The sequence below is a fragment of the Pseudomonas sp. 37 R 15 genome, assembly GCF_900004865.1.
GTDB classification, from domain to species: Bacteria; Pseudomonadota; Gammaproteobacteria; order Pseudomonadales; family Pseudomonadaceae; genus Aquipseudomonas; species Aquipseudomonas fluorescens_AM.
Genome location: NZ_CVTV01000059.1, coordinates 65049 through 89919, shown reverse-complemented (window position 1 = coordinate 89919; position 24871 = coordinate 65049). Strand labels below are relative to the sequence as shown.

Here is a 24871-nt window from a genome sequence, read left to right as displayed (position 1 = left end):
ACATCAGTACTCATCAATTCGGTTCAGCGGTATTGGGCAAACACACCCGCCAACGGCGCCGTCGACTCACGCAAGACAATGCTTGGCGTCACGATACGTTGATCGACCGGCAGTTGGGGTGTCGCTATACGTCGCAGTAATAATTCGGCCGCTGTCTCACCCAACTGTACGATCGACTGCCCGACCGTGGTCAGCGCAGGATAGACATAGCGACCCATTTGAATATCATCGAAACCTATCACCGACAGCTCGCCCGGCACACGGATATTGCGCTCTGCCGCGGCGCGAAGCACGCCAAAACCGATCATGTCGTTGCAGGCAAAAATCGCACTGGGCGGTTGCTGCGCAAGCAATTGCACGGCGGCGGCATAACCGCCGGTGCTGGTGAAATCACTTTCCCGGATGCGCTCGGCCGCTGTTTCAACACCCGCCTCGCGCAACGCACGTCGATAGCCTGCCAGGCGCATTTGCGCCACGCGCGTATGCGCAGGGCCGGCGATGCAGGCGATGTCACGATGGCCCAATTCAAGCAAGTGCCGGGTCGCCAGGTAAGCACCCTCTTCATGATCGATGCGCACCAGGTCGACATCAATACCATCCAGTGCCCGGTCGACGATCACCATGGGCGTGCGCACCGCGCTCAAGCCAGCAGCAAGGCCGCTGTCATCGCCGCCCACCGAGGTCACGATCAAGCCGTCGACACGTTTCTCCAGCAACACGCGCAAATAGCTGCGCTGCTTTTCGGCGTTGTCGTCGGAGTTGCAGAGGATCACGCAATAGCCATTACGCTCGCAGTAATCCTCGATGCCCCGGGCCAACTCCGCGAAATACGGGTTGAGGCTGTTGGGCACCAGCAGCCCGATCGTCGCCGTGGTCTTGGCCTTGAGCGAGCGCGCTACCGCACTGGGCACATAGTCCAACTGCTTGATCGCCGCCTCGACCTTGACGCGCACAGGTTCGCTGACCGGGCGCGTCTTGTTCACCACATGGGACACCGTGGTATAGGAAATGCCCGCCAGCGCCGCCACATCCTTGATCGTTGCCATGGTTCAGCCCCGCCGACTGGCGCGCTGGCTGCGGTACGTATCGAGGACGACGGCGATCACGATCACCGCACCGGTAATGATGCGTTTGGTGGGTTCTGTCGCGCCGATCTGCGCCAGGCCCGCCGCCAGTACCGAAATAATCAGCACACCAAAGAACGTACTGATGACCGAGCCGCGTCCGCCCATCAGGCTGGTACCGCCAATCACCACGGCGGCGATCACTTGCAACTCCAGGCCTGAGCCGGCATTCGGGTCCGCCGCTTCCAGACGCGAGATCTGGAACAGCGCGGCCACACCGGCGAGCAGGCCCATCAGGCTGAACACCAGGATTTTGTAGGGCTTGGGGTTGATGCCGGCCAGGCGTACCGCTTCTTCGTTGGTCCCGATACCGATCAGGTAGCGACCGAACACGGTGCGGGTCAGCACCAGCTGCGCGGCGATGATTACCAGTAATGCAATGATGAACGACGGGGAAATCCCGAACGCGATCGGATTGGACAGCCAGGCAAACGAGTCACCGATGTAAGCGGTGCGCGAGCCGGTCATCTGGTACGCCACGCCCCGGGCCATCTCCAGCACGCCAAGGGACACGATAAAGGACGGAATACGCCAGGCCACGGTGATAGAACCGGTAAGCGTGCCGGCCAATGCGGCGCAGCCCATGCCCAGTACGGCAGCCGGCAATACGCTCCAGCCCCAGCTCAGAATCGCCACGCTAACCGCCGACGCCGCCAACGCCAGCACCGAGCCTACCGAGAGGTCGATGCCACCGATGATCAGGATGAAGGTCATGCCCACCGCCAACACCATCAGGTCCGGAATCTGGTTGGCCAGGGTGCTGAACGTGTCATAAGACAGGAAGTGATCGCTGAGTACCGAGAACAGCGCAATCATCGCCAGTAACGCGCCCGCCAGGCCCAGGTAGGTGCCCAGGCCGTAGAAGTTGCCGCCCGTTTTACCGGGGGAAGTGGTTGTTTTCATGGGGTATTCCTAGGCGCTGCCTCGTTGAGCAGCGCGTCACGTTTGTGATAGCCGGCAAAGGCGGCGGCGAGCAATTCGTCCTGGGTCCAGCGGTCGCGTTCGAATGTTTCGATCAGGCGTCCGGCGGACAATACGCCGATGCGGTCACAGATCAGCATCAGCTCGCGCAGATCACTGGAGACCACCACCAGCGCTTTGCCCTGGCGCGTCAACTCGCCGAGCAAGGCATAAATGTCGAACTTGGCGCCGACGTCGATGCCGCGCGTAGGCTCATCGAACAGCATCACCGCACAATCGCGCTCCAGCCAGCGGCCAATCACCACCTTTTGCTGGTTACCACCGGACAGCTCGGACACCAATTGCGCCGGGCTGGAGCTGCGGATGCGCATGGCGTCGATCTGACGCTTGGCCAGGGCGGTTTCATCGCGGCTGTTAACCAGACCGCCCGCAGAGATTTCCGGCATGTTGCCCAAGGCGATGTTGGCGCTGATGGACTGGGTCAGCAGCAGGCCTTCACCCTTGCGGTCCTCGGTGATCAGGGCAATCCCATGGGCGACCGCGTCGACCGGGGAGCGAATGCTGACCACGTTGGCCTGCGGCCCCAGCGCCACCGTACCGCTGTCGGCCGGATCGGCACCAAAAATCAGGCGCAGCAACTCGGTACGACCGGCGCCGATAAGGCCGGAAATACCGTAGATTTCACCGGCGCGCACCTGAAAAGATACGTCGCGGACCTTGTCCGAGCGCGTCAGGCCTTTGACCGTCAAGGCCGGCTCGCCGATGGTGCGCGGGCCCAGGTCGATATGCTCGCCCAACTCGCGCCCTACCATCAGGGTCACCAGTTGTTCACTGTTGTAATTGGCCATCGGCTCGACACAGACCAGCTTGCCGTCGCGCAATACAGCGATGCGCTGGGCCACACGGGCCAGCTCCTCGAGCCGATGCGAAATATAGATAATCGCCACGCCTCGGGCCTGCAGGCGGGTGATCTGTTCGAACAGCATCTCGACTTCACGGGCAGTGAGCATCGCCGTCGGTTCGTCGAGAATCAGCACATGGCAATCGCCGATCAGATTGCGGGCAATCTCGACCATTTGCTGATGACCAATGCCCAGGCTGCCCACTAGGGTGTCCGGGTCGATTGCGTCCAGGCCCACCTGGGCCATGGCTTCGGTCGCGGCCGCGCGCAACTGTTTGCGGCTGATCCAGCCACCACGGCTGGGCAGGTTATGCAGGAACAGGTTTTCAGCCACCGTCAGCGTCGGCAGCAGGTTGAGCTCCTGCATGACCATGCGCACACCCAGCGCTTCGGCCTGGGTGCGGCTGCCGGGTTGATAATCCTGACCCTTGAACTGCATGTTGCCGGTGGTCGGCGTGACCAACCCGCCGATGATCTTCGACAAGGTACTTTTGCCTGCGCCGTTTTCACCGGTCAGCGCCAACACTTCACCACGATTGAGCGTGAGCGTGACGTCGGACAGAACCGGCTGGGCATAGGTCTTGCCGATACCGCTGACCGAGAGGACAGCGTTCGGGGCGGAAGATGACATAGGAAAAATCTCCAGGCGCCCGCTCAGGACGAGCGAGCGCTGTTGGCTACTGCCGGGATTACTTCTTGAGGACGAGTTCGACCGGGGTTTCGATCACGCCATCGGTGGCATCGACCTTCTCGCCCTTGACCAGCTTCAGCGCATTCTGGATGCCGAACACGGCTTGCTGGGCAGCGGCCTGGTCGGCGGTTGCCAGCACGCGACCGTCCTGCAGCATCGGCTTGATGGCTTCGATATTGTCATAGCCCACCACCAGCACTTTACCGGCCTTGCCTGCCGCACGTACGGCGGAGACGGCGCCCAGGGCCATGTTGTCGTTACCGGCCAGAAGTGCCTTGAGGTCCGGGTATTCACTCAGCATCGCCGAGGCGACTTTCTGGCCCTGGTCAATTTCCCAGTTACCGGATTGGGTGGAGACGATCTTCATACCCGCCGCATCCATCGCATCCTTGAAGCCTGCGGTGCGCTGCTGCGCATTGGTGGTGGTCGGCACGCCTTCGATGATACCGACCTTGTCGCCCTCGGCCAGTTGCTTGGCCAGGTAGTCACCGACCAGCTTGGAGCCTTTGCGGTTGTCCGGGCCTACGAAGGGGATATCGAGTTTTTTGCTTTTCAGCACGTCCGGGTCCAGGCGGTTGTCAATGTTGACCACCTTGATGCCGGCATCCGACGCTTTCTTCAGCACGGTGACCAGCGCTTTGGAATCGGCGGGTGCGATGACGATGGCGTTGACCTTGGCCAGGATCATCTGATTGACGATATCGATCTGCGCGCTGGTGTCGGTTTCGTTCTTGATGCCGTTGGTGATCATGTCGAAGTCGGCGGCGTGGGATTTCTGGTAGTCCTTGGCCCCTTCTTGCATGGTCACGAAAAATTCGTTGGCGAGGGACTTCATCACCAGGCCGACCTTGGGTTTGGCGGCAGCGTCGTCAGCGAATGCAGAAGAGAGAGGCAGGGCAGCGGATGCGGCGGCAAGCACAGCGACAGCGAGAAGACGTCCTGCAAATGGCAGCTTCATGGATGTACTCCGATCTTATGATTATTGTGAGCAACGCTTGCACCGAAGAAACATCTCGCAAACGTTTGCGTTGGCAGAACTATGAGAACCTTGTCGAGATTTGTCAACGGTCGCCGCTCACCTTTCATTCCTGAAACCGCCGTTCACTCAGGCGCTGTTTGAAACGACAGGGCTGGCAACGATTTCACACGTGGCCCGACGTAAATACCATCAAGGCTTTCGGACAACCGAACATCACCGCCTCCCGCGTTCGGAAAGCCGGACAGCACCGTGTCAGACCAGCCTGAACAAGCAATTTAAGTTGTTCTAAATCAATAAGTTATTTTATCTATGCTTTCATCATTGGCCTGGTACAAATCCTGCTTTTTCACAGCGCCTCGGACGTTCAGAGTCGCCCGGGTGTTCTGGATAAATCTGCTACCGCACTCGTCAAAACCAGAGAGAAAAATAATGAAATCTGCATTGAAGTCCTTTGTTCCCGGGGCGCTAGCCCTCCTGCTGCTGTTCCCTGTCGCTGCTCAGGCAAAAGAAGTCGAGACCAAGCTCGCCAATGTGGTGATCCTCGCCACTGGCGGCACCATTGCTGGCGCGGGCGCCAGTGCGGCCAACAGCGCCACCTACCAGGCGGCCAAAGTCGGCATCGAACAATTGATCGCCGGCGTTCCTGAGCTTAGCCAGATCGCCCATGTTCGCGGCGAACAAGTGATGCAAATTGCGTCGGAAAGCATCAATAACGAAAACCTGCTGCAACTGGGTCGCCGCGTCGCCGAATTGGCCGACAGCAAGGACGTGGATGGCATCGTGATCACCCACGGTACCGACACCCTTGAAGAAACCGCCTACTTCCTCAACCTGGTTGAAAAAACCGACAAGCCTATCGTGGTGGTCGGCTCCATGCGCCCGGGTACCGCCATGTCGGCGGACGGCATGCTCAACCTGTACAACGCCGTCGCGGTAGCGGGCAGCAAGGATGCACGCGGCAAAGGCGTGCTGGTGACCATGAACGACGAGATCCAGTCGGGTCGCGACGTAAGCAAGATGATCAATATCAAGACCGAGGCGTTCAAGAGCCCATGGGGCCCATTGGGCATGGTCGTTGAAGGCAAATCCTACTGGTTCCGCCTGCCGGCCAAGCGTCACACCATGGATTCGGAATTCGACATCAAGACCATCAAGAGCCTGCCTGACGTTGAAATTGCCTACGGCTACGGCAACGTGAGCGACACTGCCTACAAAGCCCTGGCCCAAGCCGGCGCCAAAGCGATCATCCATGCCGGCACCGGCAATGGCTCGGTGTCATCCAAGGTCGTTCCGGCACTGGTGGAGTTGCGTAAACAAGGCGTGCAGATCATTCGCTCTTCGCACGTTAATGCCGGTGGCATGGTGCTGCGTAACGCTGAACAGCCAGACGATAAATACGACTGGGTGGCAGCCCTTGACCTGAACCCGCAGAAGGCCCGCATCCTGGCAATGGTCGCCCTGACCAAGACCCAGGACAGCAAAGAGCTGCAACGGATGTTCTGGGAATACTGATTCCAGACCTACCTGAAAGGGTGGCGAGGTAGCCTGCCTCCTCGCCACATCAGGTTTACGCCTAAAACTTCTCGCAGCAAATCACAGCAAATTTCCATTTTCGCTGTCAGACGGACGTCTTTGAATTTAAGCAGTTGCGAAATTACCTACAGTTAAATACTGTATGTGCGTACAGCTTACTAAGGAATACTCCGTGGCAAAGCCCTCCTCCGCAGCACCCGCAATGCCGGACGCCTACCAACGCCTGGCCATTCGCGTACAAAAAATCATTAATTCGACCAACGCCCAGAAAGCCAAGGCGGCGTTGATCTTCCGCCTGCCGGAAGAGCCCGAGGACGAGTGGGCGCGCCTGCTTGAAGAAATTGCGGAAAACGACAACGTCACCCTCGCCTACAGGGATGATGGCGGCGTGCAGATTTTCTGGGTTGTGCCGAAGGAAGATTGATTGAATGAGTGTCCGTTTTTTCGCTGTGTGCTGCCTGTTTTTTGCCGTCACCGCCAACGCCCAAGCCCCCCGAACCTTCAGTGAAGCCAAAAAAATCGCCTGGAAGCTCTACGCCCCTCAATCCACCGAGTTTTACTGCGGCTGCAAATACACCGGCAACCGCATAGACCTGAAAGCCTGCGGCTATATCCCGCGCAAGAACGCCAACCGCGCTGCGCGCATCGAATGGGAACATATTGTGCCTGCCTGGCAGATCGGCCATCAGCGCCAGTGCTGGCAAACTGGCGGGCGTAAAAACTGCACGCGCCATGACGACGTGTTCAAGCGTGCCGAAGCCGACCTGCATAACCTGGTGCCGAGCATCGGCGAGGTGAATGGCGACCGTAACAACTTCAGCTTCGGCTGGCTGCCGGTGCAGAGCGGGCAATACGGTTCATGCCTGACCCAGGTGGACTTCAAGGCCAAGAAGGTCATGCCGCGTCCGTCGATTCGCGGGATGATCGCACGCACCTATTTTTATATGAGCAAGCAATACGGCCTGCGCCTGTCGAAACAGGATCGCCAACTGTATGAAGCCTGGAACAAGACCTACCCGGTGCAAGCCTGGGAGCGCCAGCGCAACCAGACGGTGGGCTGTGTAATGGGCCGAGGCAATGAATTTGTCGGCCCGGTGAATCTGAAGGCCTGCGGCTGAAGGTGGGCGCAACTGGCGCCCACCCGGCCCGTTACTGCGCGACCTTGTGCTCGATGACCTCTGACACGGTGTCGTTCTTCTTGGCCCGCGCCATCTTTTCGTTGAGCAGTGCCTGCTTGGCCTCAGCCTCGGCCTTGGTGGCAAACGGGCCAAGCAGTACCTGGTCCTTGCCGTCTGCCTTCACGATATAAAAATTGAAACCATGTTCCAGCAACCAGGCGGTCAAGTCAGTGATCGCCTGCAGCTTGTGATCCGGCGCCCCCACCCATACATCCCATTCCTGCGCGGCAATCGCACCGGTCTGTGGCTGGCTTTCGGTCACGACAGGCTTGGCCTTGGGGGCATCGACAGGGTTACCTTCGCCGCATCCGGCCAATGCCAACACCGCAATTGCCATCGCTACTTTACGCACTGCCCTGCTCCTTTGAAGATAAAGAGGCGACTTTACCATTCACTGTCTATTCTGGCCGTCATAAACGTTGGCTTAAACAATGCGAATCATGTATCGCGACCTGTATGATGCCGCCATGGGAATTAATGTCGCCTCTATGCGTCCTAAAAGAGGCAGTCACAGGGAAGCGCTTCGCAGTAAGCTACGCACATCTGACACCTGCCCTGTCTGAACATGTGTCCTTAAAAGTAATCAAGGAGAAGTCCATGCTTATACTCACCCGCAAAGTTGGTGAAAGCATAAACATCGGTGATGACATCACGATCACCATCCTGGGCGTTAGCGGCCAGCAAGTACGAATCGGCATCAACGCCCCCAAGGATGTGGCCGTGCATCGCGAGGAAATCTATCAGCGCATCCAGGCTGGCCTCACTGCGCCGGACAAAAACCAGACGCCTTGAAGCACCTCCAGTAGCCAGCCTTTTGCTTCACCGTAACGGCTGGCGAAAACCTGATCGGCCCGTTCGCCTTCTTTATCCCAGCTGTACGCCTCGTACATGCCCCCGCGCTGCAAGATGAAACTGCCATGATGCCAGGAACTTGTTGCATCATTTGCAGCCAAATCCCACGTCATCCTGCGGTCCGTGTGCATTCAGGAGCACGTCGATGAGGCCAACCGTTACACAGCCCATGGTTTCCCTGTCCTGGACGATCACCTTGCTGATAGGCCTGGTCTTTCTGGCGCTAGGGTATGGACTGCGATTGGAAGTCCAGGGGGCTGTCGACGCGGCTGACCACTCCTGGCTGGACCTGGCATTACTGCTGTGTGCCTACCTGTTTGCGTTCTGCCTCAAGCCGATGCAGAAGACAATCTTGCGCAAGCTATGCCAGCGTGAGGCGCATCGCGCGCATCAAAAAGCAACACGCTGACGGTCTTCCAGCTCGCGCACAGTCAGCAGGCCATCCGCTTCTCGCAGGACCTGCAGCCCCTCATACCCGTCGATACAGGCATGCTCGGTCGCCATGGCAGCCAGGTGCGTCGAGGTCACCACCATCACATCCGCTCCCGCCGCTTCTGCGGCTCGAATGCCTACCGTCGCATCCTCGAACACCAGGCAATCCTGCACCGGCACGCCCAGGCGCTGGGCACCGAGCACATAACAGGCCGGATTTGGCTTGCCGCTGGCGACATCTTCGGCCGTCACCATTACCGCCGGCACCGGAATACCCGCAGCGTCCATTCGGCGCAATGCCAGTGCCTTGGGCGCAGACGTGACCAGCGCCCACTGATCGGCAGGCAAGCGCTTCAAGAACTCTACCGCGCCGGCAATCGCCACGACGCCCTCGACATCGTTCACTTCAGCTGCGGTAATCCACGCCGCTTCGGCCTGGGCGTCCACACCCGGCAACGCCTGGCGCGTGATCGTATCAATCGCGCGTGCGCCATGAATGGTGGTCAGGAACGCCTCCACATCCAGGCCATGGCGTTCGGCCCAACGGCTCCATACCCGCTCGGCGGCGGCAATGGAGTTAAGCAGGGTCCCGTCCATATCGAACAGAAAGGCACGGTAACGCTGAGTCAATACGGCAGGATTTCGGTTGGACACGACGCGGCTTCCTCAAGTGCTCAAACCATGAGCGGCCCCTGCAATCTACGTTTCACCTCGCCACTTGTAAACGCTGCGAGGCACCCGCCTCAAGCCTTGAATGACGAACTTGTCATCATCCTGTTGGCTGGCTGTTCGGGTCGCCTGATTACTGTGAACTCACTGCCGACCCCGGCAGCCAACCTTTCACAGAGAGATTTGGCCATGAAACGCTTTGCCCTCGCCTTGATTGCCTTGTTCGCCACCGCCTCGGTGTTTGCCGCCGACACCGCCCCAGCCGCTCCCGTGATCCATGATCAAACCGGCTTTTTCGTGCACCTGGATGTGGCGAAGGTGCTCTCCAGTACCGACACCTATGGCCAATGCGGTATCGTCCCGGCGCAACTGCGCTACCTGGATCATCAGGACCGGGAACATGTGCTGGACTACCGGGTGCAAGGCATCGGTTGCGCCAGTGACAATTGATCAGGCTACACTGGCGCAACCCATTGAATCAGGGCATTTCCCATGAACATCCTCGTAGTCGAAGACGAACCCAAGGCCGGCAATTATCTGCTCAATGGCTTGCAGGAACTGGGCTACAGCGTGAGCCTGGCCCGCGATGGCGTGGACGGTTTGCACCAGGCCCTGGAAACGCCGTTCGACGTGATCGTGCTTGATGTGATGATGCCGAAAATGGATGGCTGGGAAGTGCTGCGCCGCCTGCGCAAGGAGGCCGATACGCCGGTATTGTTCCTGACCGCCCGCGATGATATCGCCGACCGCATCAAAGGCCTGGAGCTGGGCGCCGACGACTATCTGATCAAGCCCTTCTCCTTCGCCGAACTGGTCGCGCGCCTGCGCACCCTGACCCGACGCGGCCCGACTCGGGAAGAAGAGCACCTGCAGATCGCCGACCTGCAAATCGATGTGCTCAAGCGCCGCGTCACCCGCGCCGGCACGCGCATTACCCTGACCAATAAAGAGTTCGCCCTGCTGCACCTGTTCGCCACTCACCAGGACCAGGTGCTGTCACGCTCGCTGATTGCCTCGCGGGTTTGGGACATGAATTTCGACAGTGACACCAACGTGGTCGACGTGGCCGTGCGACGCCTGCGCTTGAAAATCGACGACCCGTTCCAGCTCAAGTTGATCCATAGCGTGCGCGGCATCGGCTACCGCTTCGATACCCAGCCATGAGTCGCAGCCGTCATCACTCGCTGACCCTGCGCCTGGCGCTGATCTTCGCCCTGCTCGCCTTTGCCCTGATGACCACCCTGGGCGTGGCACTGTACCGCGAGCTGGAGCGCGAACTGATCCGCCGCGACGACACCGCGCTGATCTCCCGAGTGGATCAACTGCGCAACCTGCTCAGCGACAGCAATACCCTGGACCTGATCAAGACCAAACCCGAGTTGTTCCAGAACATGCTCGGCAACCGCGAATCCGTATTGAGCATCGCAGCCCCCGGTCAACAACCCTTGCTGTTGGTGAACCCGGCGAATATCAAACTGCCTGCGATAGAGCCGGTGCCCAGGGATCACGTACTGGCGCTGAGCGATGTGCAGCACGTGCCGGGGCTCAACGGCATTCCCTTCTCGACGGTAGCCGCGACCATCAACACCGGCGACCTGGGCAGCCTGCAAGTCACCAGCGGGCGCCTGATGACCGAGCGCACCGCCGTACTCGCCAGCTATCGATTGAGCGTTTACATCCTGGCAAGCATCGCTGCGATCATCCTGGCATTGGCCGGTTACCTGCTGGTGCATCGCGGCCTGCTGCCCTTGCGCCGCCTGGCCCGGCATGCGCATGGGATCGGCGTCGGCAACCTGGCCGAGCGCCTCGACAGCGAGGGCGCCCCGAAAGAACTGCTACCGATGATCGAGTCGTTCAACACCATGCTTGAGCGTTTATCCAAGGGCTTTGTGCAACTGGGCCAGGTCTCCACCGACATGGCCCACGAACTGCGCACGCCGATCAACAACCTGCTCGGCGAAACCCAGGTTGCCCTGCAGCAGCAGCGCAGTGTCGACAGCTACCAGCAACTGCTGGCGTCCAATGTCGAGGAGCTCGAACGCCTGGCGCGGATGCTCGACAACATGCTGTTCCTGGCGCGCACCGACCCGGCCAGCGCGTTGCGCCAGCGCCAGGCGCTGGACGCAGCGGATGAGGTGGAGCGCATCGCGGATTATTTCGAAGGGTTGGCCGCTGACGTGGGCATGCATATCGTGGTCCAGGGCGCAGGCGAGATCTGGGCTGAGCCGATGCTCCTGCGCCGCGCCCTGGCGAACCTGTGCGCCAACGCCATCAAGTATGGATCGCCGGGCTCGGCGCTGAGCATCCAGGCGATTGCAACCGACGAGGGCGTCAACGTGAGGGTCAGCAACCAGGGTGAGACCATTCCCGCCGAGCATCTGCCGCGGCTGTTCGAACGGTTCTACCGGGTGGATGAGTCCCGCGAGCGCTCCTCCCAATCCAATGGACTGGGGCTGTCGATCGTGGCCACCATCATGCAACTGCATAACGGGCGGTATCGCGTCAGCAGTGAAGATGGCGTAACGACTTTCGAGTTGTTTTTTCCCGTACGGGAAGCGTGAACCATCGCCCCTTCAATCAAACGCCCCGTTGAGCACTTCGTAGATAATACCGGTGGCGATCGTTACCAATATCAGATCCGTACCCGCTTGCTGCCACTCATACCCATCGTAATGAGGCAGGCGCCCCGCCAGGCGACCATCGAGCTTCTTCGCGATACCGGGCGGCAGCGGCTTGCCGCGAGCCAGATTTTTCTGAATACCCGGCGGCAACGCAGGCCCTGGACTCCAGTAATCGCGGTTACCACCCACCAGGCTCAGCACACCGCCTCGATCAACGCTGGGCCCGAGGTTACCGGCCGAGCCTTTGCCTTTGGGTTTGTCGTGGCCCTGCCCCGCCGAATGATTACCTTTGTTGTTGCCCTGACCCTTGCCATTGCCGGGGTCAGCCAGGGCCATACCGCTGCCTGCCAACACTGCAAGCGACAACGCGACAGAGACGAACTTAGAGGACTTGATCATGGTGTACTTCCTAGGTGGACGCCTGTTTAACTGTAGTCGAGGTTATAGCCCCTCGAACTAAATCAGCTCACCCGGCCACCTGTTTCCACGATATCCATCCGGGTTCGCCAGGCGGCCGAGACCGCCAGGCGCAAGCCCTCCACCAACACAGGCAATTCCATCGACGGCTGACCGAACGCCGGCAAGCCCGGCACATGGATAAATCCACTGCGCACCTCAGTACCCACCAGCGCATGCTGCAATCGATAAAACACCTGATTGCACACGAAAGTCCCAGCCGTCTGCGAAACCGAGGCCGCAATACCCGCCTCACGTACCGTCCTGACCATGCTCTTGATCGGCAAAGTCGAGAAGTAAGCGGCAGGCCCACCTTCCACCACTGCCGTGTCGATCGGCTGGGCGCCGAGGTTGTCCGGGATACGCGCATCATTGACGTTGATCGCGACGCGCTCAATGGAAATATCACTGCGCCCGGGGCCCAGGCCGGTCGCGATGACCATGGCCGGTTGCAGCTCCTCGATCAGTTGAAGCAAGGTCTGGGCAGCAGTGGCAAAGGCGCAGGGCAATCGGCGCGCGACGATCCGCACGTCATCACTCAGCTCTACCCCTTCCAGCAGGCGTACCGCCTCCCAGGAGGGGTTCACCACGTCGTGGTCGAAAGGCTCGAAGCCGGTCAGCAATAGGGTTTTCATCCTGGCCTCACATCAACAGATAAAGCAGCACGATATTGACCACCAGCATCATCAACGCGGTGGGCAATTGGGCCTTGATCACCGCGTTCTTGTCCGGCAGTTCCAGCAATGCTGCCGGTACGATATTGAAGTTGGCCGCCATCGGTGTCATCAGCGTACCGCAGTAGCCGGAGAACATGCCGATCGCGGCCATCACCGCCGGGTTGCCACCGTAGATGCCCACCAGCACCGGCACGCCGACGCCGCCGGTCATCACCGGAAACGCTGCGAAGCCGTTGCCCATAATCACCGTAAACAACGCCATGCCCAGCACATAGACCATTACCGCCACCAATTTGAAATCCAGATTGATGTAAGTGGTGGTGATGTGGGCGACCGCCGTGCCTACCCCGGCTTCATTGAACAACAGCCCGAGCATGGCCAGCATCTGCGGCAGCACCATGGCCCAGCCCAGAGCTTCGGTCAGGCGACGCGATTCGCGCAAGGCCTGCACGGGTGTATCGCGCGTCAGCCAGCAGGCCAGGCCAAGGGCGATCAGGCAGCCGATGCCGAGAGAGACGAAGGTAGTATTCTTCGGATCAAGCAGCGGCACACCGCCGATTTCGGTGTGCTTGAGCAATACCGAGCCAATCACCGTGGTCAGCGGAATGGCCAGCGCGGGTATGAATAGCTTGTGACCCAGGCGAGCGGCACTGGCGCGGGCCGCCTTGTCATGCAATTGCGCATGCTGGCCACGGCCAACGCCACCCAGGCCGGCAATCAGCGCCATTACTACAACGCCACCACCGATGACCACCGAGGGCAGGCGCTCTCCCACCAGGAACGGAATGGCAAACAGCAGCCAGAACAGCGCGCTCGACCAACGCTTGGGATGGGTGCGATCCAGCAGGATCATGCCGGCGGTGATCAGCAACAGCACACCGGCCAGCCAATACAGATATTGAATGGAAATAATCATTGCGCAGCCTCCACCGAGGGGGCGGCGGTCATCTCACGGGTCAACCGTCGATCGAATCGATGCAGTCGAATGGCATGAATGATAAAGGCACAGATCGCCGTCGGGATGCCCCACACTGCGATATGCAGGGGCTCAACATCGATCCCCGAGCCCAGCAGAAAGGTATGCATCAAGGCGATCGCACCAAAGGCGACGAAGATGTCTTCACCGAAAAACAGCCCCACGTTGTCGGTGGCGGCACACATGGCCAATACCTTGTGACGCAGCTTGTCCGGCAGCTTGCCATAGCGTTTTTCTGCCGCGCCTTCGGCCATCGGCGCCAGCAACGGCCGCACCATCTGCGGATGCCCACCCAGGCTGGTCAGTCCCATGGCCGCAGTGGATTCACGTACAAACAGATAGATGATCAGCAGACGCCCGACCGTCGCGCGCTCGAAACGGGCGATCCAATTCTGTGCATGCAGGCGCAAGCCATGTCGCTCCAACAGGCCAATCACCGCCAGCGGTAATAACAGGATCAATTGCAGTGCACGGGTCTGAAGGAAACCGTCACCCATGGTGGCGAGAATTTTCTCCAGCGGAAACTGAGCGGCGAGCCCGGTAGCGATAGCGGCGGCAGTGACCACCAGCAACGGATTGAAGCGCAATACAAAGCCGACCACGATGACAAGTACGCCGATCAACGGCCATAAATTCACAACAGTTTGCATGGCAGAGAGGTCCTTTAGTGCGCGCTGCGGCGCCATTACAGCAGGATGTGAGCAAGAGGCTCACAGCATGAAAGTGGCGTGCAGTCGGCTCGGTTTTTTTATTGTTGACCCGGAAGGTCGAGCAGTGGCGGCAACTTTGCTGCCTTGAGGCGGGAGGTGTCCAACAAGAAAAACTGTTGCTGCAGACCAATAAATTTTGTCGAGATTGGCACTGCTGGAATCGGCAACTGGAGGGATTCGGGATTCGCCCTATACTCAACGATGATGCGCCTACGCAGCATCCAGGGTGCTATTGCCGACAATGAGGGCTCCAGCTATGTATGCCGGTCAGATGAGCAGTATGGCGACAGCAATTGGCGAGATACGCTGCCAGATGGTGGTCCAGATCATTTGCCTGCTGTCGGTGGCGACGCTTTTCTGTTGACCGAGACGTCAGTGTCCCAAGTGCGCCGCAAGGCGCCGCTTTGCGTGGTATTGCCCGAATTTCAGACAACAAAAAAGGGCCCACCTTTCGGTGAGCCCTTCTAGACCGCCCAGCAGAGCGGATTTTGTTTGGTAGGCGCGATTGGACTCGAACCAACGACCCCCACCATGTCAAGGTGGTGCTCTAACCAACTGAGCTACGTGCCTGCTGTGAGGCGGCATTCTACGGAATTCCGTAGGGGTGTCAACATCTTTTTTGCAGCTAACCCTATGAATATGCGAATTTTTTATTCGCGGGTCAGGCGCCCGCGAATTACGCGTGGCTGGCAGGCAATTTTCAACTCAGGTAGGATCGCCGCACTCGTAAAAAATATAAAACAGAGGTTCCAGGATGGCGAACACCCCCTACCCCCAGTCGTATTACGCCGCCTCCGCGAATGCGGTTCCGCCGCGCCCGGCATTGCAAGGCGAGGTCGAAACCGATGTCTGCGTAATTGGTGCCGGTTATACCGGTCTTTCCAGCGCGCTGTTTCTGCTCGAGAACGGCTTTCGCGTAACCGTCCTGGAAGCCGCCAGGGTAGGTTATGGTGCGTCCGGTCGTAATGGCGGGCAGATCGTCAATAGCTACAGCCGCGACATCGACGTCATCGAGCGCAGCGTCGGGCCCAGGCAGGCGCAGTTGCTGGGCGAGATGGCATTCGAGGGTGGCAGGATCATTCGCGAGCGCGTGGCCAAATATCAGATCCAGTGCGACTTGAAGGACGGCGGTGTGTTCGCCGCCCTCAACAGCAAGCATATGGGCCACCTGGAATCACAGAAGCGCCTGTGGGAGCGCTACGGCCATACGCAACTTGAACTGCTGGACGAGCGCCGTATCCGCGAAGTCGTGGCCTGTGACAACTATGTGGGCGGCCTGCTGGACATGAGCGGTGGGCATATCCACCCACTCAACCTGGCATTGGGCGAAGCGGCGGCCGTCGAGTCCCTGGGCGGCACAATCCATGAGCAATCGGCGGCCGTGCGCATCGAGCGCGGCGCCAACCCGGTGGTGCATACCGCCGAAGGCAAGGTCAGAGCCAAGTTCATCATTGTTGCGGGCAATGCCTACCTGGGGAATCTGGTGCCGGAGCTGGCGGCGAAATCAATGCCGTGCGGCACCCAGGTGATCACCACCGCACCACTGGGCGATGAGTTGGCCAAGACCTTGTTGCCGCAGGATTACTGTGTCGAAGACTGCAACTACCTGCTCGACTACTACCGCCTCACCCGCGACAAGCGTCTGATTTTCGGCGGCGGCGTGGTGTATGGCGCGCGGGACCCGGCGAATATAGAAGCGATCATTCGACCAAAGATGCTCAAGGCGTTCCCACAGCTCAAGGACGTGAAGATCGACTACGCCTGGACCGGCAATTTCCTGCTGACCCTGTCGCGCTTGCCACAGGTGGGCCGCCTCGGCGACAACATCTATTACTCACAGGGTTGCAGCGGCCATGGCGTGACGTATACGCACCTGGCAGGCAAGGTCCTGGCCGAGGCATTGAAAGGCCAGGCCGAGCGCTTTGATGCGTTTGCCGACCTGCCCCATTACCCGTTCCCAGGCGGACAGCTCTTGCGCACACCGTTTGCCGCAATGGGCGCGTGGTATTACGGGCTGCGGGATAAACTGGGTTTTTGATGAAGAACGGGAGCCGGTTCGCCGGCTCCTCGCCTGGATTAGACAAATCGCAGACACAAAAAACCCCGGTCTTTCGACCAGGGTCTTTGCTATCGGATCAAAGCAGCCATCGGCTTCTTTGTGCTCCAAGGCGTTCAGTGGGCCTTGAGGCAGATATGGCGCAGCGGACGGGACTCGAACCCGCGACCCCCGGCGTGACAGGCCGGTATTCTAACCGACTGAACTACCGCTGCGTATCGCTTGGCTGACTGAGCGTAAAGCCTCAATCACCTTTGAACATCTGATCGATCAACCTGGGCTGTTCAATCTCAAGCTCGACACATCGAACCTGGAAAATATGGCGCAGCGGACGGGACTCGAACCCGCGACCCCCGGCGTGACAGGCCGGTATTCTAACCGACTGAACTACCGCTGCGCGTCGGTGCAACCTTTAACGTTGCGTCTTGCCCTAAGGCAAAACTCTCAAGAAGTGGTGGGTGATGACGGGATCGAACCGCCGACCCTCTGCTTGTAAGGCAGATGCTCTCCCAGCTGAGCTAATCACCCTTTGCTTCGTTGAGGCCGCGAAATTTACGCAGGTAGCGGACCTAAGTCAATAGCAGGATTGAGTTTTTTTCAAAAACAGCTGTAAGCAGCAAGCTTCAAGCCGCAAGTTCAAAGCCACCAAAAATCTGCTCTCACTTGCAGCTTGCAGCTTGAATCTGCATCTCACTGCTCATAGATCATCTTCTTGCTCATGCCGCCGTCCACCACGAACTCTTGTCCGGTGACAAACCCGGCCTGGCGCGACAGCAGCCATGCCACCATGGCCGCCACGTCCTCCACCGTCCCTACCCGGCCCGCCGGATGCTGCGCATGATCGACATCGGTAAGCGGCTCGGCCCGCCGCGCAGCAGGATCACGCGCATCGATCCAGCCGGGGCTGACCGCATTGACCCGCACTTCCGGCCCCAGGCTCATCGCCAGGGCGTGAGTCAGCGCCAGCAGGCCACCCTTGCTCGCCGCGTAGGCTTCGGTGTCCGGCTCCGACTGGCGGGCCCGTGTCGAGGCCAGGTTGACGATAGCGCCACCATGGGCGCGCAGGTAAGGCGCGCAATGCTTGGCCAGCAGCATCGGCCCACTGAGGTTCACTGCCAGCACGCGGTTCCAGTACGCCAGGTCGAGGCTTTCCAGGGTGATATTGCGTGGATCGGCCACCGCCGCATTGCACACCAACGCATCCAGGCGCCCAAACTGCCCCAATACCTCGGCGACACCCTGGGCCACTTGCTTCTCGTCGGCCACATCCATGGTGATAAACCAGGCATTCTCGCCCAGCACCTTGGACACCTTGGAACCGCGCTCGCGGTCCAGGTCGGTCAACACCACCTGCCAGCCCTCACTGATCAGCCACGCCGCAATCCCGAGACCAATGCCGCGCGCCGCGCCGGTTACCAGCGCAACGCGCCCGTTACTGGCCGCTGCGGCCTCCATGGACCACTCGATCACAAGGCCGCCAGCCCGCGGGCCAGGTCAGCCTGCAAGTCCGCCACATCCTCCAGCCCGACCGCGATGCGAATCAGGCTGTCACGGATGCCCGCGGCTTCACGCTCCTGCGGCGCCAGACGCCCGTGGGAGGTGGTGCTCGGGTGCGTGATGGTGGTCTTGCTGTCACCCAGGTTGGCGGTGATCGAGATCAGACGCGTGGCATCGATAAAGCGCCAGGCGCCCTCTTTGCCGCCCTTCACCTCGAAACTCACCACTGCGCCGAAACCGCGCTGCTGGCGCTGAGCCAAGGCGTGCTGCGGATGGCTTTTCAGGCCGGCGTAATGCACCTTCTCGATACCGTCCTGCTGCTCCAGCCATTCGGCCAGGGCCTGGGCATTGGCGCAATGGGCCTTCATGCGCAGGCTGAGGGTTTCCAGGCCTTTGAGAAAGATCCAGGCATTGAACGGGCTCAGGGTCGGGCCGGCGGTGCGCAGGAAGCCCACCACCTCCTTCATCTGCTCGCCGCGACCGGCCACCACGCCACCCATGCAACGGCCCTGGCCGTCGATAAACTTGGTGGCCGAATGCACCACAATGTCCGCGCCCAACTTCAACGGCTGTTGCAGGGCCGGGGTGCAGAAACAGTTGTCGACCACCAGCATGGCGCCCTTGGCATGCGCCACTTCGGACAGCGCGGCGATATCCACCAGTTCCGCCAGCGGGTTGGACGGCGACTCGACGAACAGCAGGCGGGTATTGGCCTTGATCGCCGCATCCCACCCGGACAAATCCGCCAGGGGCACGTAGTCCACTTCGATACCGAAGCGCTTGAAATACTTCTCGAACAGGCTGATGGTCGAACCGAACACGCTGCGCGACACCAGTACGTGATCGCCAGCACTGCACAGGCTCATCACCACCGCCAGGATGGCCGCCATGCCGGTCGCCGTGGCCACCGCCTGCTCTGCGCCCTCCAGGGCGGCGATGCGCTCTTCGAACGCACGTACGGTCGGGTTGGTATAGCGCGAGTAAACGTTGCCCGGCACTTCACCGGCAAAGCGCGCGGCGGCGTCGGCCGCCGTGCGGAACACATAACTGGAGGTGAAGAACATCGGGTCACCGTGCTCCCCTTCCGGGGTACGGTGCTGGCCGGCGCGCACAGCCAGGGTATCGAAAGCTACGCCATCGAGGTCGCTGTCCAACCGACCGGCATCCCATTCTTGACTCATGCTGCGACTCCTTACACAAATTCTTTGTTTAAGATACAAAACCGGCCCCTCAGGGCCGGTGTCTACTCAGTTGTTGTACAGATCGATGATCGCACTGACCGCCTGGGTCTTGATCTTGGACGAGTCGTTGCGCGCCTGCTCGATCTTGTTCAGGTAGGCCTCATCGACGTCACCGGTCACGTACTTGCCATCGAACACGGCGCAGTCGAACTCGGCGATCTTGATCTTGCCGCCGCCAACCGCCTCGATCAGGTCAGGCAGGTCCTGGTAGATCAACCAGTCGGCACCGATGAGGTCGGCCACGTCTTGCGTGGAACGATTGTGGGCGATCAGTTCGTGGGCGCTCGGCATGTCGATACCGTACACGTTCGGGTAGCGCACGGCGGGCGCGGCAGAACAGAAATACACGTTCTTCGCGCCGGCTTCACGGGCCATCTGGATGATCTGCTTGCAGGTGGTACCACGCACGATCGAGTCATCCACCAGCATGACGTTCTTGCCGCGGAATTCCAGCTCGATGGCATTGAGCTTCTGGCGCACCGACTTCTTGCGTGCCGCCTGGCCGGGCATGATGAAGGTACGGCCGATGTAACGGTTCTTGACGAAGCCTTCGCGGAACTTGACGCCCAGGTGGTTGGCCAGCTCCAGCGCAGCGGTACGGCTGGTGTCCGGGATGGGGATGACCACGTCGATGTCGTGCTCGGGACGCTCGCGCAGGATCTTCTCGGCCAGCTTCTCACCCATGCGCAGGCGTGCCTTGTAGACCGACACGCCGTCGATGATCGAATCCGGACGCGCCAGGTAGACGTGTTCGAAGATGCATGGCGTGAGTTTCGGCGCTACGGCGCACTGACGGGTGTGCAGCTTGCCGTCTTCAGTGATGTAGACCGCTTCACCCGGTGCCAGGTCGCGGATCAACGTGAAGCCCAGTACATCCAGGGACACGCTTTCGGAGGCGATCATGTACTCGACGCCTTCGTCGGTGTGACGCTGGCCGAACACGATCGGGCGGATGCCGTGGGGGTCACGGAAACCGACGATGCCGTAACCGGTGATCATCGCCACCACGGCGTAACCACCGACGCACCGGTTGTGCACGTCGATCACCGCGGCAAACACGTCTTCTTCGGTGGGCTGCAGCTTGCCGCGCTGGGCCAGCTCGTGGGCGAACACGTTGAGCAGTACTTCCGAGTCGGAACTGGTGTTGACGTGGCGCAGGTCGGATTCGTAAATCTCCTTGGCCAGTTGTTCAACGTTGGTCAGGTTGCCGTTATGCGCCAAGGTAATGCCGTAAGGCGAGTTGACGTAGAACGGTTGAGCTTCGGCCGAGGTCGAGCTACCGGCGGTCGGGTAACGCACATGGCCAATGCCCATGTGCCCGACCAGGCGCTGCATATGACGTTGGTGGAACACGTCACGCACCAGGCCATTGTCCTTGCGCAGGAATAACCGGCCGTCGTGGCTGGTCACAATACCGGCAGCATCCTGGCCGCGGTGCTGGAGGACGGTTAGCGCGTCATACAGCGCCTGATTGACGTTCGACTTACCGACGATACCGACGATGCCACACATGCGACGCAACCCCTACTTAATGAATCTTGACTGAACACCACTTACTGAGGCGTGTTGGCCGGCAAGAGGTGTTCCTTGAACGGAAGATCAGCGGGTACGCTGATTCCGCTGGCCAGCCACTGACTGCTCCACCCCAATATGAGGTTCTTGGACCAATCTGCAACCAATAGAAATTTTGGCACGAGTACCGACTCCTGCCACCACGCATCCTGCTGTACCGGCCCCAGGCTCAACAGCCCGACCGCCACGACCACCAGCAACGCGCCCCGCGCGGCGCCGAAGGCCATGCCGAGAAATCGATCGGTCCCGGAAAGGCCGGTGACACGTATCAACTCGCCAATCAGATAATTGACCATTGCCCCCACCAGCAGCGTGGCGATGAACATAATGGCGCAGCCCGCGATGACGCGGGCCGAGGGTGTCTCGATGTACCCGGCCAGGTAGACCGACAGTGAACCACCGAACATCCAGGCTACGACTCCTGCGATGATCCAGGTCAGCAACGACAGTGCTTCTTTTACGAAGCCGCGGCTCAGACTGATCAAAGCGGAGATGGCGACGATTGCAACGATCGCCCAATCAACCCAGGTAAATGGCACAGTGCAGCCTACGTACGGATAAGGCGGCGCATTTTAGCAGAGCGCCGGGCTATCGGTAAGCGGTGATTACGGGTGCTTTGCAAATCAATAGATTGGGCAGTGCGAACACTATTTCAAGACCGCTGAAAACAATGTGGGAGGGGGCTTGCCCCCGATGGCAGTGGTTCAGTGTCAGAGGTACTGACTGACCCACCGCTATCGGGGGCAAGCCCCCTCCCACATTTTGACCTTATCGTGCCGCCTAGCCGCGCTCAGGCTGGAAACGGGTCACAAACCCCTTGAGGTTCTGCTGACGATCGAGCAAATCGCGCAGGCGATCGGCTTCGGCGCGCTCGATCAGCGGGCCGATAAACACACGGTTCTTGCCATCGGCGCTGCGGATATAAGCGTTGTAGCCTTGGGCGCGCAGCTTTTTCTGCAAGGCGTCGGCGCCTTCGCGGTTGCCCAGGCTGGCCACTTGAATCGACCAACTGATCGGCAACCCATTCGGGTCGATACGACTCTGACCGACATCCGGCTTGCCCGGCGCGGCCGGCTGTGGCGCGACCGGCTTGGGCGCAGGGGTCGGCGCGGCAGGCTTGGCGGCTGCGACAGGCGCTGCCGGAGCCGGCTTGACCACCGGAACACTCGGCTGCACCGGCATGGAAGGCGCCTGCTGTGCAGCGACCTCGGCGTCGGTCGGCACGGGCTCTTGCTCAGGCAGCGCTTGCGGTTCAGGCACCACCACCGGTTCCACCTGAACCTGAGGCACCACCGGCGCCTGTGGCGCAGCCGGCGCTTCAACCACCACCTGGCGCTGTTCGTCCTGACGGGAGAACAGCATCGGCAGGAAAATCACCGCCAATGCCACCAACACCAGGGCTCCCACCATCCGCTGCTTGTATGCGCTATCGAGTAATGCCATGTGCAGCTTCCTCCGTGGAGCGCCGGGCCAGCCATTCGAGCGCCTCGGCAACACAATAAAATGATCCGAACAACAGAATCTCGTCGTCGGCCGTCGCCACCGCACATTGCGCCTCAAGGGCCGCAGTGACGCTTGCATACGACGCCACCGGCGCACCAAGGTTCTGCAAGGCAACTTGCAGTTCAGCTGCCGCACGGCTACGCGGGGTATCAAGCGGTGCAACGGCCCAGGCCCCTACGCTGCCGAGCAACGGCGCAATCACGCCATCAAGATCCTTGTCAGCCAGCAAGCCGAACACCGCCAGGCGACGGCCGGACAATGGCGTGCGCATCAGCCGCTGCGCCAGGTATTCAGCGGCGTGGGGGTTATGCCCCACATCCAGCAGCAGGTTAAGACGCTTGCCTTGCCACTCGACGGCGCGCCGATCCAGGCGCCCCACTACCCGCGTCGCCAGCAGGGTTGCGGCAATTTGCCCGGGATTCCACGGCAGATCCAGCAACAGATAGGCTTGCAGCGCGAGCGCGGCATTTTCCATCGGCAGGTTCAGCAGCGGCAAATCGCGCAACACTACCTGTTGACCCCGCGCATCGCGCCCGGACCATTGCCAATGCTGATCGCCGATCTCGAGACTGAAATCACGCCCGCGCAGGTAAAACGGGCAATCGAGCTCACGCACCTTGTCCAGCAAGGGTTGCGGTGGGTCAAGATCACCGCACAGCGCAGGCTTGCCCGGGCGAAAGATCCCGGCCTTTTCGTACGCCACGGATTCGCGGGTATCGCCCAGGTAGTCGACATGGTCGACACCGATACTGGTGACCAGCGCCACGTCGGCATCCACCACGTTGACCGTGTCCAGACGCCCGCCCAGGCCCACTTCCAGCACGACGATATCGAGCTGCGCACGCTCGAACAGCCACAACGCCGCCAGGGTGCCCATCTCGAAATAGGTCAGGGAAATATCGCCACGCCCTGCATCGAGGGCGGCGAAGGCTTCGCAGAGTTGCGCGTCGCTCGCTTCGACGCCATTGAGCTGCACCCGCTCGTTATAGCGCAGCAGGTGCGGCGAACTGTATACGCCGACTTTCAGCCCTTGAGCTTGCAGCAACGCGGCGACAAAGGCGCAGGTCGAGCCTTTGCCATTGGTGCCGGTTACGGTGATCACACGCGGTGCCGGACGCCCCAACCCCAGGCGGGCCGCTACCTGTTGCGAGCGCTCCAGGCCCATGTCGATGGCGGACGGATGCAACTGCTCAAGGTAGGCGAGCCATTCGCCCAGGGAACGTTCGGTCATAGGTTTGCCGGCACCGGCGGCACAACGATCGGCTCGACTTTAGGTGCGACGTAGACAGGCGTTGGCAGGCCCATCATTTGCGCCAGCAGGTTACCCAGCCGTGGCCGCAGCTCGCCGCGCGGGATAATCAGGTCGATGGCGCCGTGTTCCAGCAGGAACTCGCTGCGCTGGAAACCTTCCGGCAGTTTTTCACGCACGGTCTGCTCGATGACGCGCGGGCCGGCGAAGCCGATCAGGGCCTTCGGCTCGCCGACGATCACATCGCCCAGCATCGCCAGGCTGGCGGAAACGCCGCCGTACACCGGGTCGGTCAATACCGAGATGAACGGAATGCCTTCTTCGCGCAGACGCGCCAATACCGCCGAGGTCTTGGCCATTTGCATCAGGGAAATCAGCGCTTCCTGCATACGCGCGCCACCGGAGGCGGCGAAGCAGATCATCGGGCAACGGTTTTCCAGGGCATAGTTGGCAGCGCGCACGAAACGCTCGCCGACGATGGCACCCATCGAGCCGCCCATGAAGGAGAACTCGAACGCCGACACCACTACCGGCATGCCCAGCAGCTTGCCGCTGACGGAGATCAACGCGTCTTTCTCGCCGGTCTGCTTCTGCGCACCGACCAGACGGTCCTTGTACTTCTTGCTGTCGCGGAACTTGAGACGGTCGACCGGCTCCAGGTCAGCGCCCAGCTCGTTGCGGCCGTCGGCGTCGAGGAAGATGTCGATACGCGCGCGTGCGCCAATACGCATGTGGTGGTTGCACTTGGGGCAAACGTCCAGGGTCTTTTCCAGTTCCGGGCGGTACAGCACCGCGTCGCAGGACGGGCACTTGTGCCACAGACCTTCAGGAACCGAGCTTTTCTTCACCTCGGAACGCATGATCGAAGGGATCAGTTTGTCTACTAACCAGTTGCTCATGCTTTCTTTCTCCAGTACCGGTGGCTTGAACACAGCCCCGCGTATGCCCTTGAGCTAAATTCATATGTGGCGATGATGTCGGCGGGACGGGGTCAGAGGCTCGACCAGCCATTTCCCGCCTGTATCCTCAGCCT

General features: G+C 60.4%; 26 protein-coding genes and 4 tRNA genes. 9 read left to right on the top strand and 21 right to left on the bottom strand.

Annotated features, from left to right (window positions below; genetic code table 11):
- Positions 1-23: 23 nt before the first annotated feature.
- Genes BFQ04_RS24085 through BFQ04_RS24070 form a run of 4 tightly spaced genes read right to left on the bottom strand, consistent with a single transcriptional unit; the run spans position 24 to position 4595 of the window.
- The gene (locus BFQ04_RS24085; protein WP_065952942.1) at positions 24-1046 is read right to left on the bottom strand and encodes a LacI family DNA-binding transcriptional regulator; all 1023 of its coding nucleotides are present in this window, start codon (positions 1044-1046) and stop codon (positions 24-26) included.
- 3 nt (positions 1047-1049) lie between these two features.
- Entirely contained in the window at positions 1050-2027 is a 978-nt protein-coding gene (locus tag BFQ04_RS24080; protein WP_003174987.1) for an ABC transporter permease, read from the bottom strand.
- Positions 2024-3577 (bottom strand): sugar ABC transporter ATP-binding protein, encoded by a 1554-nt coding sequence (locus BFQ04_RS24075; RefSeq protein WP_065952941.1) that lies wholly within the window; start codon positions 3575-3577, stop codon positions 2024-2026. The genes BFQ04_RS24080 and BFQ04_RS24075 overlap by 4 nt, the downstream gene beginning before the upstream one ends.
- Before the next feature lie 58 nt (positions 3578-3635).
- Positions 3636-4595, bottom strand: a complete 960-nt coding sequence (locus tag BFQ04_RS24070) for a sugar ABC transporter substrate-binding protein (protein ID WP_065952940.1) — start codon at positions 4593-4595, stop codon at positions 3636-3638.
- A 450-nt stretch (positions 4596-5045) separates the two neighbouring features.
- On the opposite strand from BFQ04_RS24070, the gene BFQ04_RS24065 reads away from it, so the two are divergent.
- The 3 genes from BFQ04_RS24065 to BFQ04_RS24055 all read left to right on the top strand — a co-directional run bounded on the left by BFQ04_RS24065 (position 5046) and on the right by BFQ04_RS24055 (position 7267).
- Complete coding sequence (locus BFQ04_RS24065) at positions 5046-6128, top strand: asparaginase (RefSeq protein WP_065952939.1); 1083 nt, start codon at positions 5046-5048, stop codon at positions 6126-6128.
- Positions 6129-6321: 193 nt separating this feature from the next.
- Positions 6322-6573 carry a DUF1654 domain-containing protein gene (locus BFQ04_RS24060; protein WP_175413316.1) on the top strand — a complete coding sequence of 84 codons (252 nt, stop codon included), beginning with the start codon at positions 6322-6324 and terminating at the stop codon, positions 6571-6573.
- Positions 6574-6577: 4 nt separating this feature from the next.
- Positions 6578-7267 carry an endonuclease gene (locus BFQ04_RS24055; RefSeq protein WP_065952937.1) on the top strand — a complete coding sequence of 230 codons (690 nt, stop codon included), beginning with the start codon at positions 6578-6580 and terminating at the stop codon, positions 7265-7267.
- Positions 7268-7298: 31 nt separating this feature from the next.
- On the opposite strand, the gene BFQ04_RS24050 is transcribed toward BFQ04_RS24055, so the two are convergent.
- A complete protein-coding gene (locus BFQ04_RS24050; protein ID WP_065952936.1) occupies positions 7299-7664 on the bottom strand; it encodes an SPOR domain-containing protein in 366 nt (121 codons plus the stop codon).
- Between the two features lie 260 nt (positions 7665-7924).
- Between BFQ04_RS24050 and csrA the strand changes: the two genes are divergently transcribed.
- Positions 7925-8119 (top strand): carbon storage regulator CsrA, encoded by a 195-nt coding sequence (gene csrA, locus BFQ04_RS24045; protein WP_003192511.1) that lies wholly within the window; start codon positions 7925-7927, stop codon positions 8117-8119.
- 205 nt (positions 8120-8324) lie between these two features.
- Positions 8325-8588, top strand: a complete 264-nt coding sequence (locus tag BFQ04_RS24040; protein ID WP_065952935.1) for a hypothetical protein — start codon at positions 8325-8327, stop codon at positions 8586-8588.
- On the opposite strand, the gene BFQ04_RS24035 is transcribed toward BFQ04_RS24040, so the two are convergent.
- The gene (locus BFQ04_RS24035) at positions 8570-9265 is read right to left on the bottom strand and encodes an HAD-IA family hydrolase (protein ID WP_065952934.1); all 696 of its coding nucleotides are present in this window, start codon (positions 9263-9265) and stop codon (positions 8570-8572) included. The two genes, BFQ04_RS24040 and BFQ04_RS24035, sit on opposite strands and share 19 nt — an antisense overlap.
- 204 nt (positions 9266-9469) lie before the next feature.
- Here BFQ04_RS24035 and BFQ04_RS24030 point away from each other — a divergent pair, with 204 nt between their 5' ends.
- The 3 genes from BFQ04_RS24030 to BFQ04_RS24020 are packed head-to-tail and all read left to right on the top strand — an operon-like array spanning position 9470 to position 11841.
- A complete protein-coding gene (locus BFQ04_RS24030) occupies positions 9470-9730 on the top strand; it encodes a DUF2790 domain-containing protein (protein WP_065952933.1) in 261 nt (86 codons plus the stop codon).
- A 42-nt stretch (positions 9731-9772) separates the two neighbouring features.
- Positions 9773-10444 carry a heavy metal response regulator transcription factor gene (locus BFQ04_RS24025; RefSeq protein WP_065952932.1) on the top strand — a complete coding sequence of 224 codons (672 nt, stop codon included), beginning with the start codon at positions 9773-9775 and terminating at the stop codon, positions 10442-10444.
- Complete coding sequence (locus BFQ04_RS24020) at positions 10441-11841, top strand: heavy metal sensor histidine kinase (protein ID WP_065952931.1); 1401 nt, start codon at positions 10441-10443, stop codon at positions 11839-11841. Before BFQ04_RS24025 ends, BFQ04_RS24020 begins: the two co-directional genes overlap by 4 nt.
- A 12-nt stretch (positions 11842-11853) precedes the next feature.
- Here BFQ04_RS24020 and BFQ04_RS24015 read toward each other — a convergent pair whose 3' ends face one another.
- From BFQ04_RS24015 to BFQ04_RS23990, 5 genes are all read right to left on the bottom strand, one after another.
- Positions 11854-12300, bottom strand: coding sequence for an anti-virulence regulator CigR family protein (locus tag BFQ04_RS24015; protein ID WP_065952930.1), 447 nt, complete (start codon positions 12298-12300; stop codon positions 11854-11856).
- Positions 12301-12362: 62 nt separating this feature from the next.
- The gene (gene pcp / locus BFQ04_RS24010) at positions 12363-12992 is read right to left on the bottom strand and encodes a pyroglutamyl-peptidase I (RefSeq protein ID WP_065952929.1); all 630 of its coding nucleotides are present in this window, start codon (positions 12990-12992) and stop codon (positions 12363-12365) included.
- A 7-nt stretch (positions 12993-12999) separates the two neighbouring features.
- A complete protein-coding gene (locus BFQ04_RS24005; RefSeq protein ID WP_065952928.1) occupies positions 13000-13950 on the bottom strand; it encodes a DUF979 domain-containing protein in 951 nt (316 codons plus the stop codon).
- Positions 13947-14660 carry a DUF969 domain-containing protein gene (locus BFQ04_RS24000; RefSeq protein WP_065952927.1) on the bottom strand — a complete coding sequence of 238 codons (714 nt, stop codon included), beginning with the start codon at positions 14658-14660 and terminating at the stop codon, positions 13947-13949. Before BFQ04_RS24000 ends, BFQ04_RS24005 begins: the two co-directional genes overlap by 4 nt.
- A 553-nt stretch (positions 14661-15213) precedes the next feature.
- Positions 15214-15290, bottom strand: a tRNA-Val gene (locus tag BFQ04_RS23990).
- 184 nt (positions 15291-15474) lie between these two features.
- On the opposite strand from BFQ04_RS23990, the gene BFQ04_RS23985 reads away from it, so the two are divergent.
- Complete coding sequence (locus BFQ04_RS23985; RefSeq protein WP_065952925.1) at positions 15475-16758, top strand: NAD(P)/FAD-dependent oxidoreductase; 1284 nt, start codon at positions 15475-15477, stop codon at positions 16756-16758.
- A 156-nt stretch (positions 16759-16914) separates the two neighbouring features.
- On the opposite strand, the gene BFQ04_RS23980 is transcribed toward BFQ04_RS23985, so the two are convergent.
- The 10 genes from BFQ04_RS23980 to accD all read right to left on the bottom strand — a co-directional run bounded on the left by BFQ04_RS23980 (position 16915) and on the right by accD (position 24737).
- Positions 16915-16991, bottom strand: a tRNA-Asp gene (locus tag BFQ04_RS23980).
- A 105-nt stretch (positions 16992-17096) separates the two neighbouring features.
- Positions 17097-17173: transfer RNA gene (locus tag BFQ04_RS23975), tRNA-Asp, on the bottom strand.
- A gap of 55 nt (positions 17174-17228) precedes the next feature.
- Positions 17229-17304 (bottom strand) — tRNA-Val (locus BFQ04_RS23970).
- Positions 17305-17466: 162 nt separating this feature from the next.
- Positions 17467-18231 carry an SDR family oxidoreductase gene (locus BFQ04_RS23965; protein WP_065952924.1) on the bottom strand — a complete coding sequence of 255 codons (765 nt, stop codon included), beginning with the start codon at positions 18229-18231 and terminating at the stop codon, positions 17467-17469.
- Between the two features lie 11 nt (positions 18232-18242).
- A complete protein-coding gene (locus tag BFQ04_RS23960) occupies positions 18243-19454 on the bottom strand; it encodes an O-succinylhomoserine sulfhydrylase (RefSeq protein ID WP_065952923.1) in 1212 nt (403 codons plus the stop codon).
- A gap of 66 nt (positions 19455-19520) precedes the next feature.
- Positions 19521-21026: an amidophosphoribosyltransferase gene (gene purF, locus BFQ04_RS23955; protein ID WP_065952922.1), complete on the bottom strand. Its 1506-nt coding sequence runs from the start codon at positions 21024-21026 to the stop codon at positions 19521-19523.
- Positions 21027-21067: 41 nt separating this feature from the next.
- Positions 21068-21625 carry a CvpA family protein gene (locus BFQ04_RS23950; RefSeq protein WP_065952921.1) on the bottom strand — a complete coding sequence of 186 codons (558 nt, stop codon included), beginning with the start codon at positions 21623-21625 and terminating at the stop codon, positions 21068-21070.
- Positions 21626-21866: 241 nt separating this feature from the next.
- Complete coding sequence (locus BFQ04_RS23945; protein ID WP_065952920.1) at positions 21867-22529, bottom strand: SPOR domain-containing protein; 663 nt, start codon at positions 22527-22529, stop codon at positions 21867-21869.
- Entirely contained in the window at positions 22513-23820 is a 1308-nt protein-coding gene (folC, locus tag BFQ04_RS23940) for a bifunctional tetrahydrofolate synthase/dihydrofolate synthase (protein ID WP_065952919.1), read from the bottom strand. The genes BFQ04_RS23945 and folC overlap by 17 nt, the downstream gene beginning before the upstream one ends.
- Positions 23817-24737, bottom strand: coding sequence for an acetyl-CoA carboxylase, carboxyltransferase subunit beta (gene accD / locus BFQ04_RS23935; protein ID WP_005789754.1), 921 nt, complete (start codon positions 24735-24737; stop codon positions 23817-23819). Before accD ends, folC begins: the two co-directional genes overlap by 4 nt.
- Positions 24738-24871 lie beyond the last annotated feature (134 nt).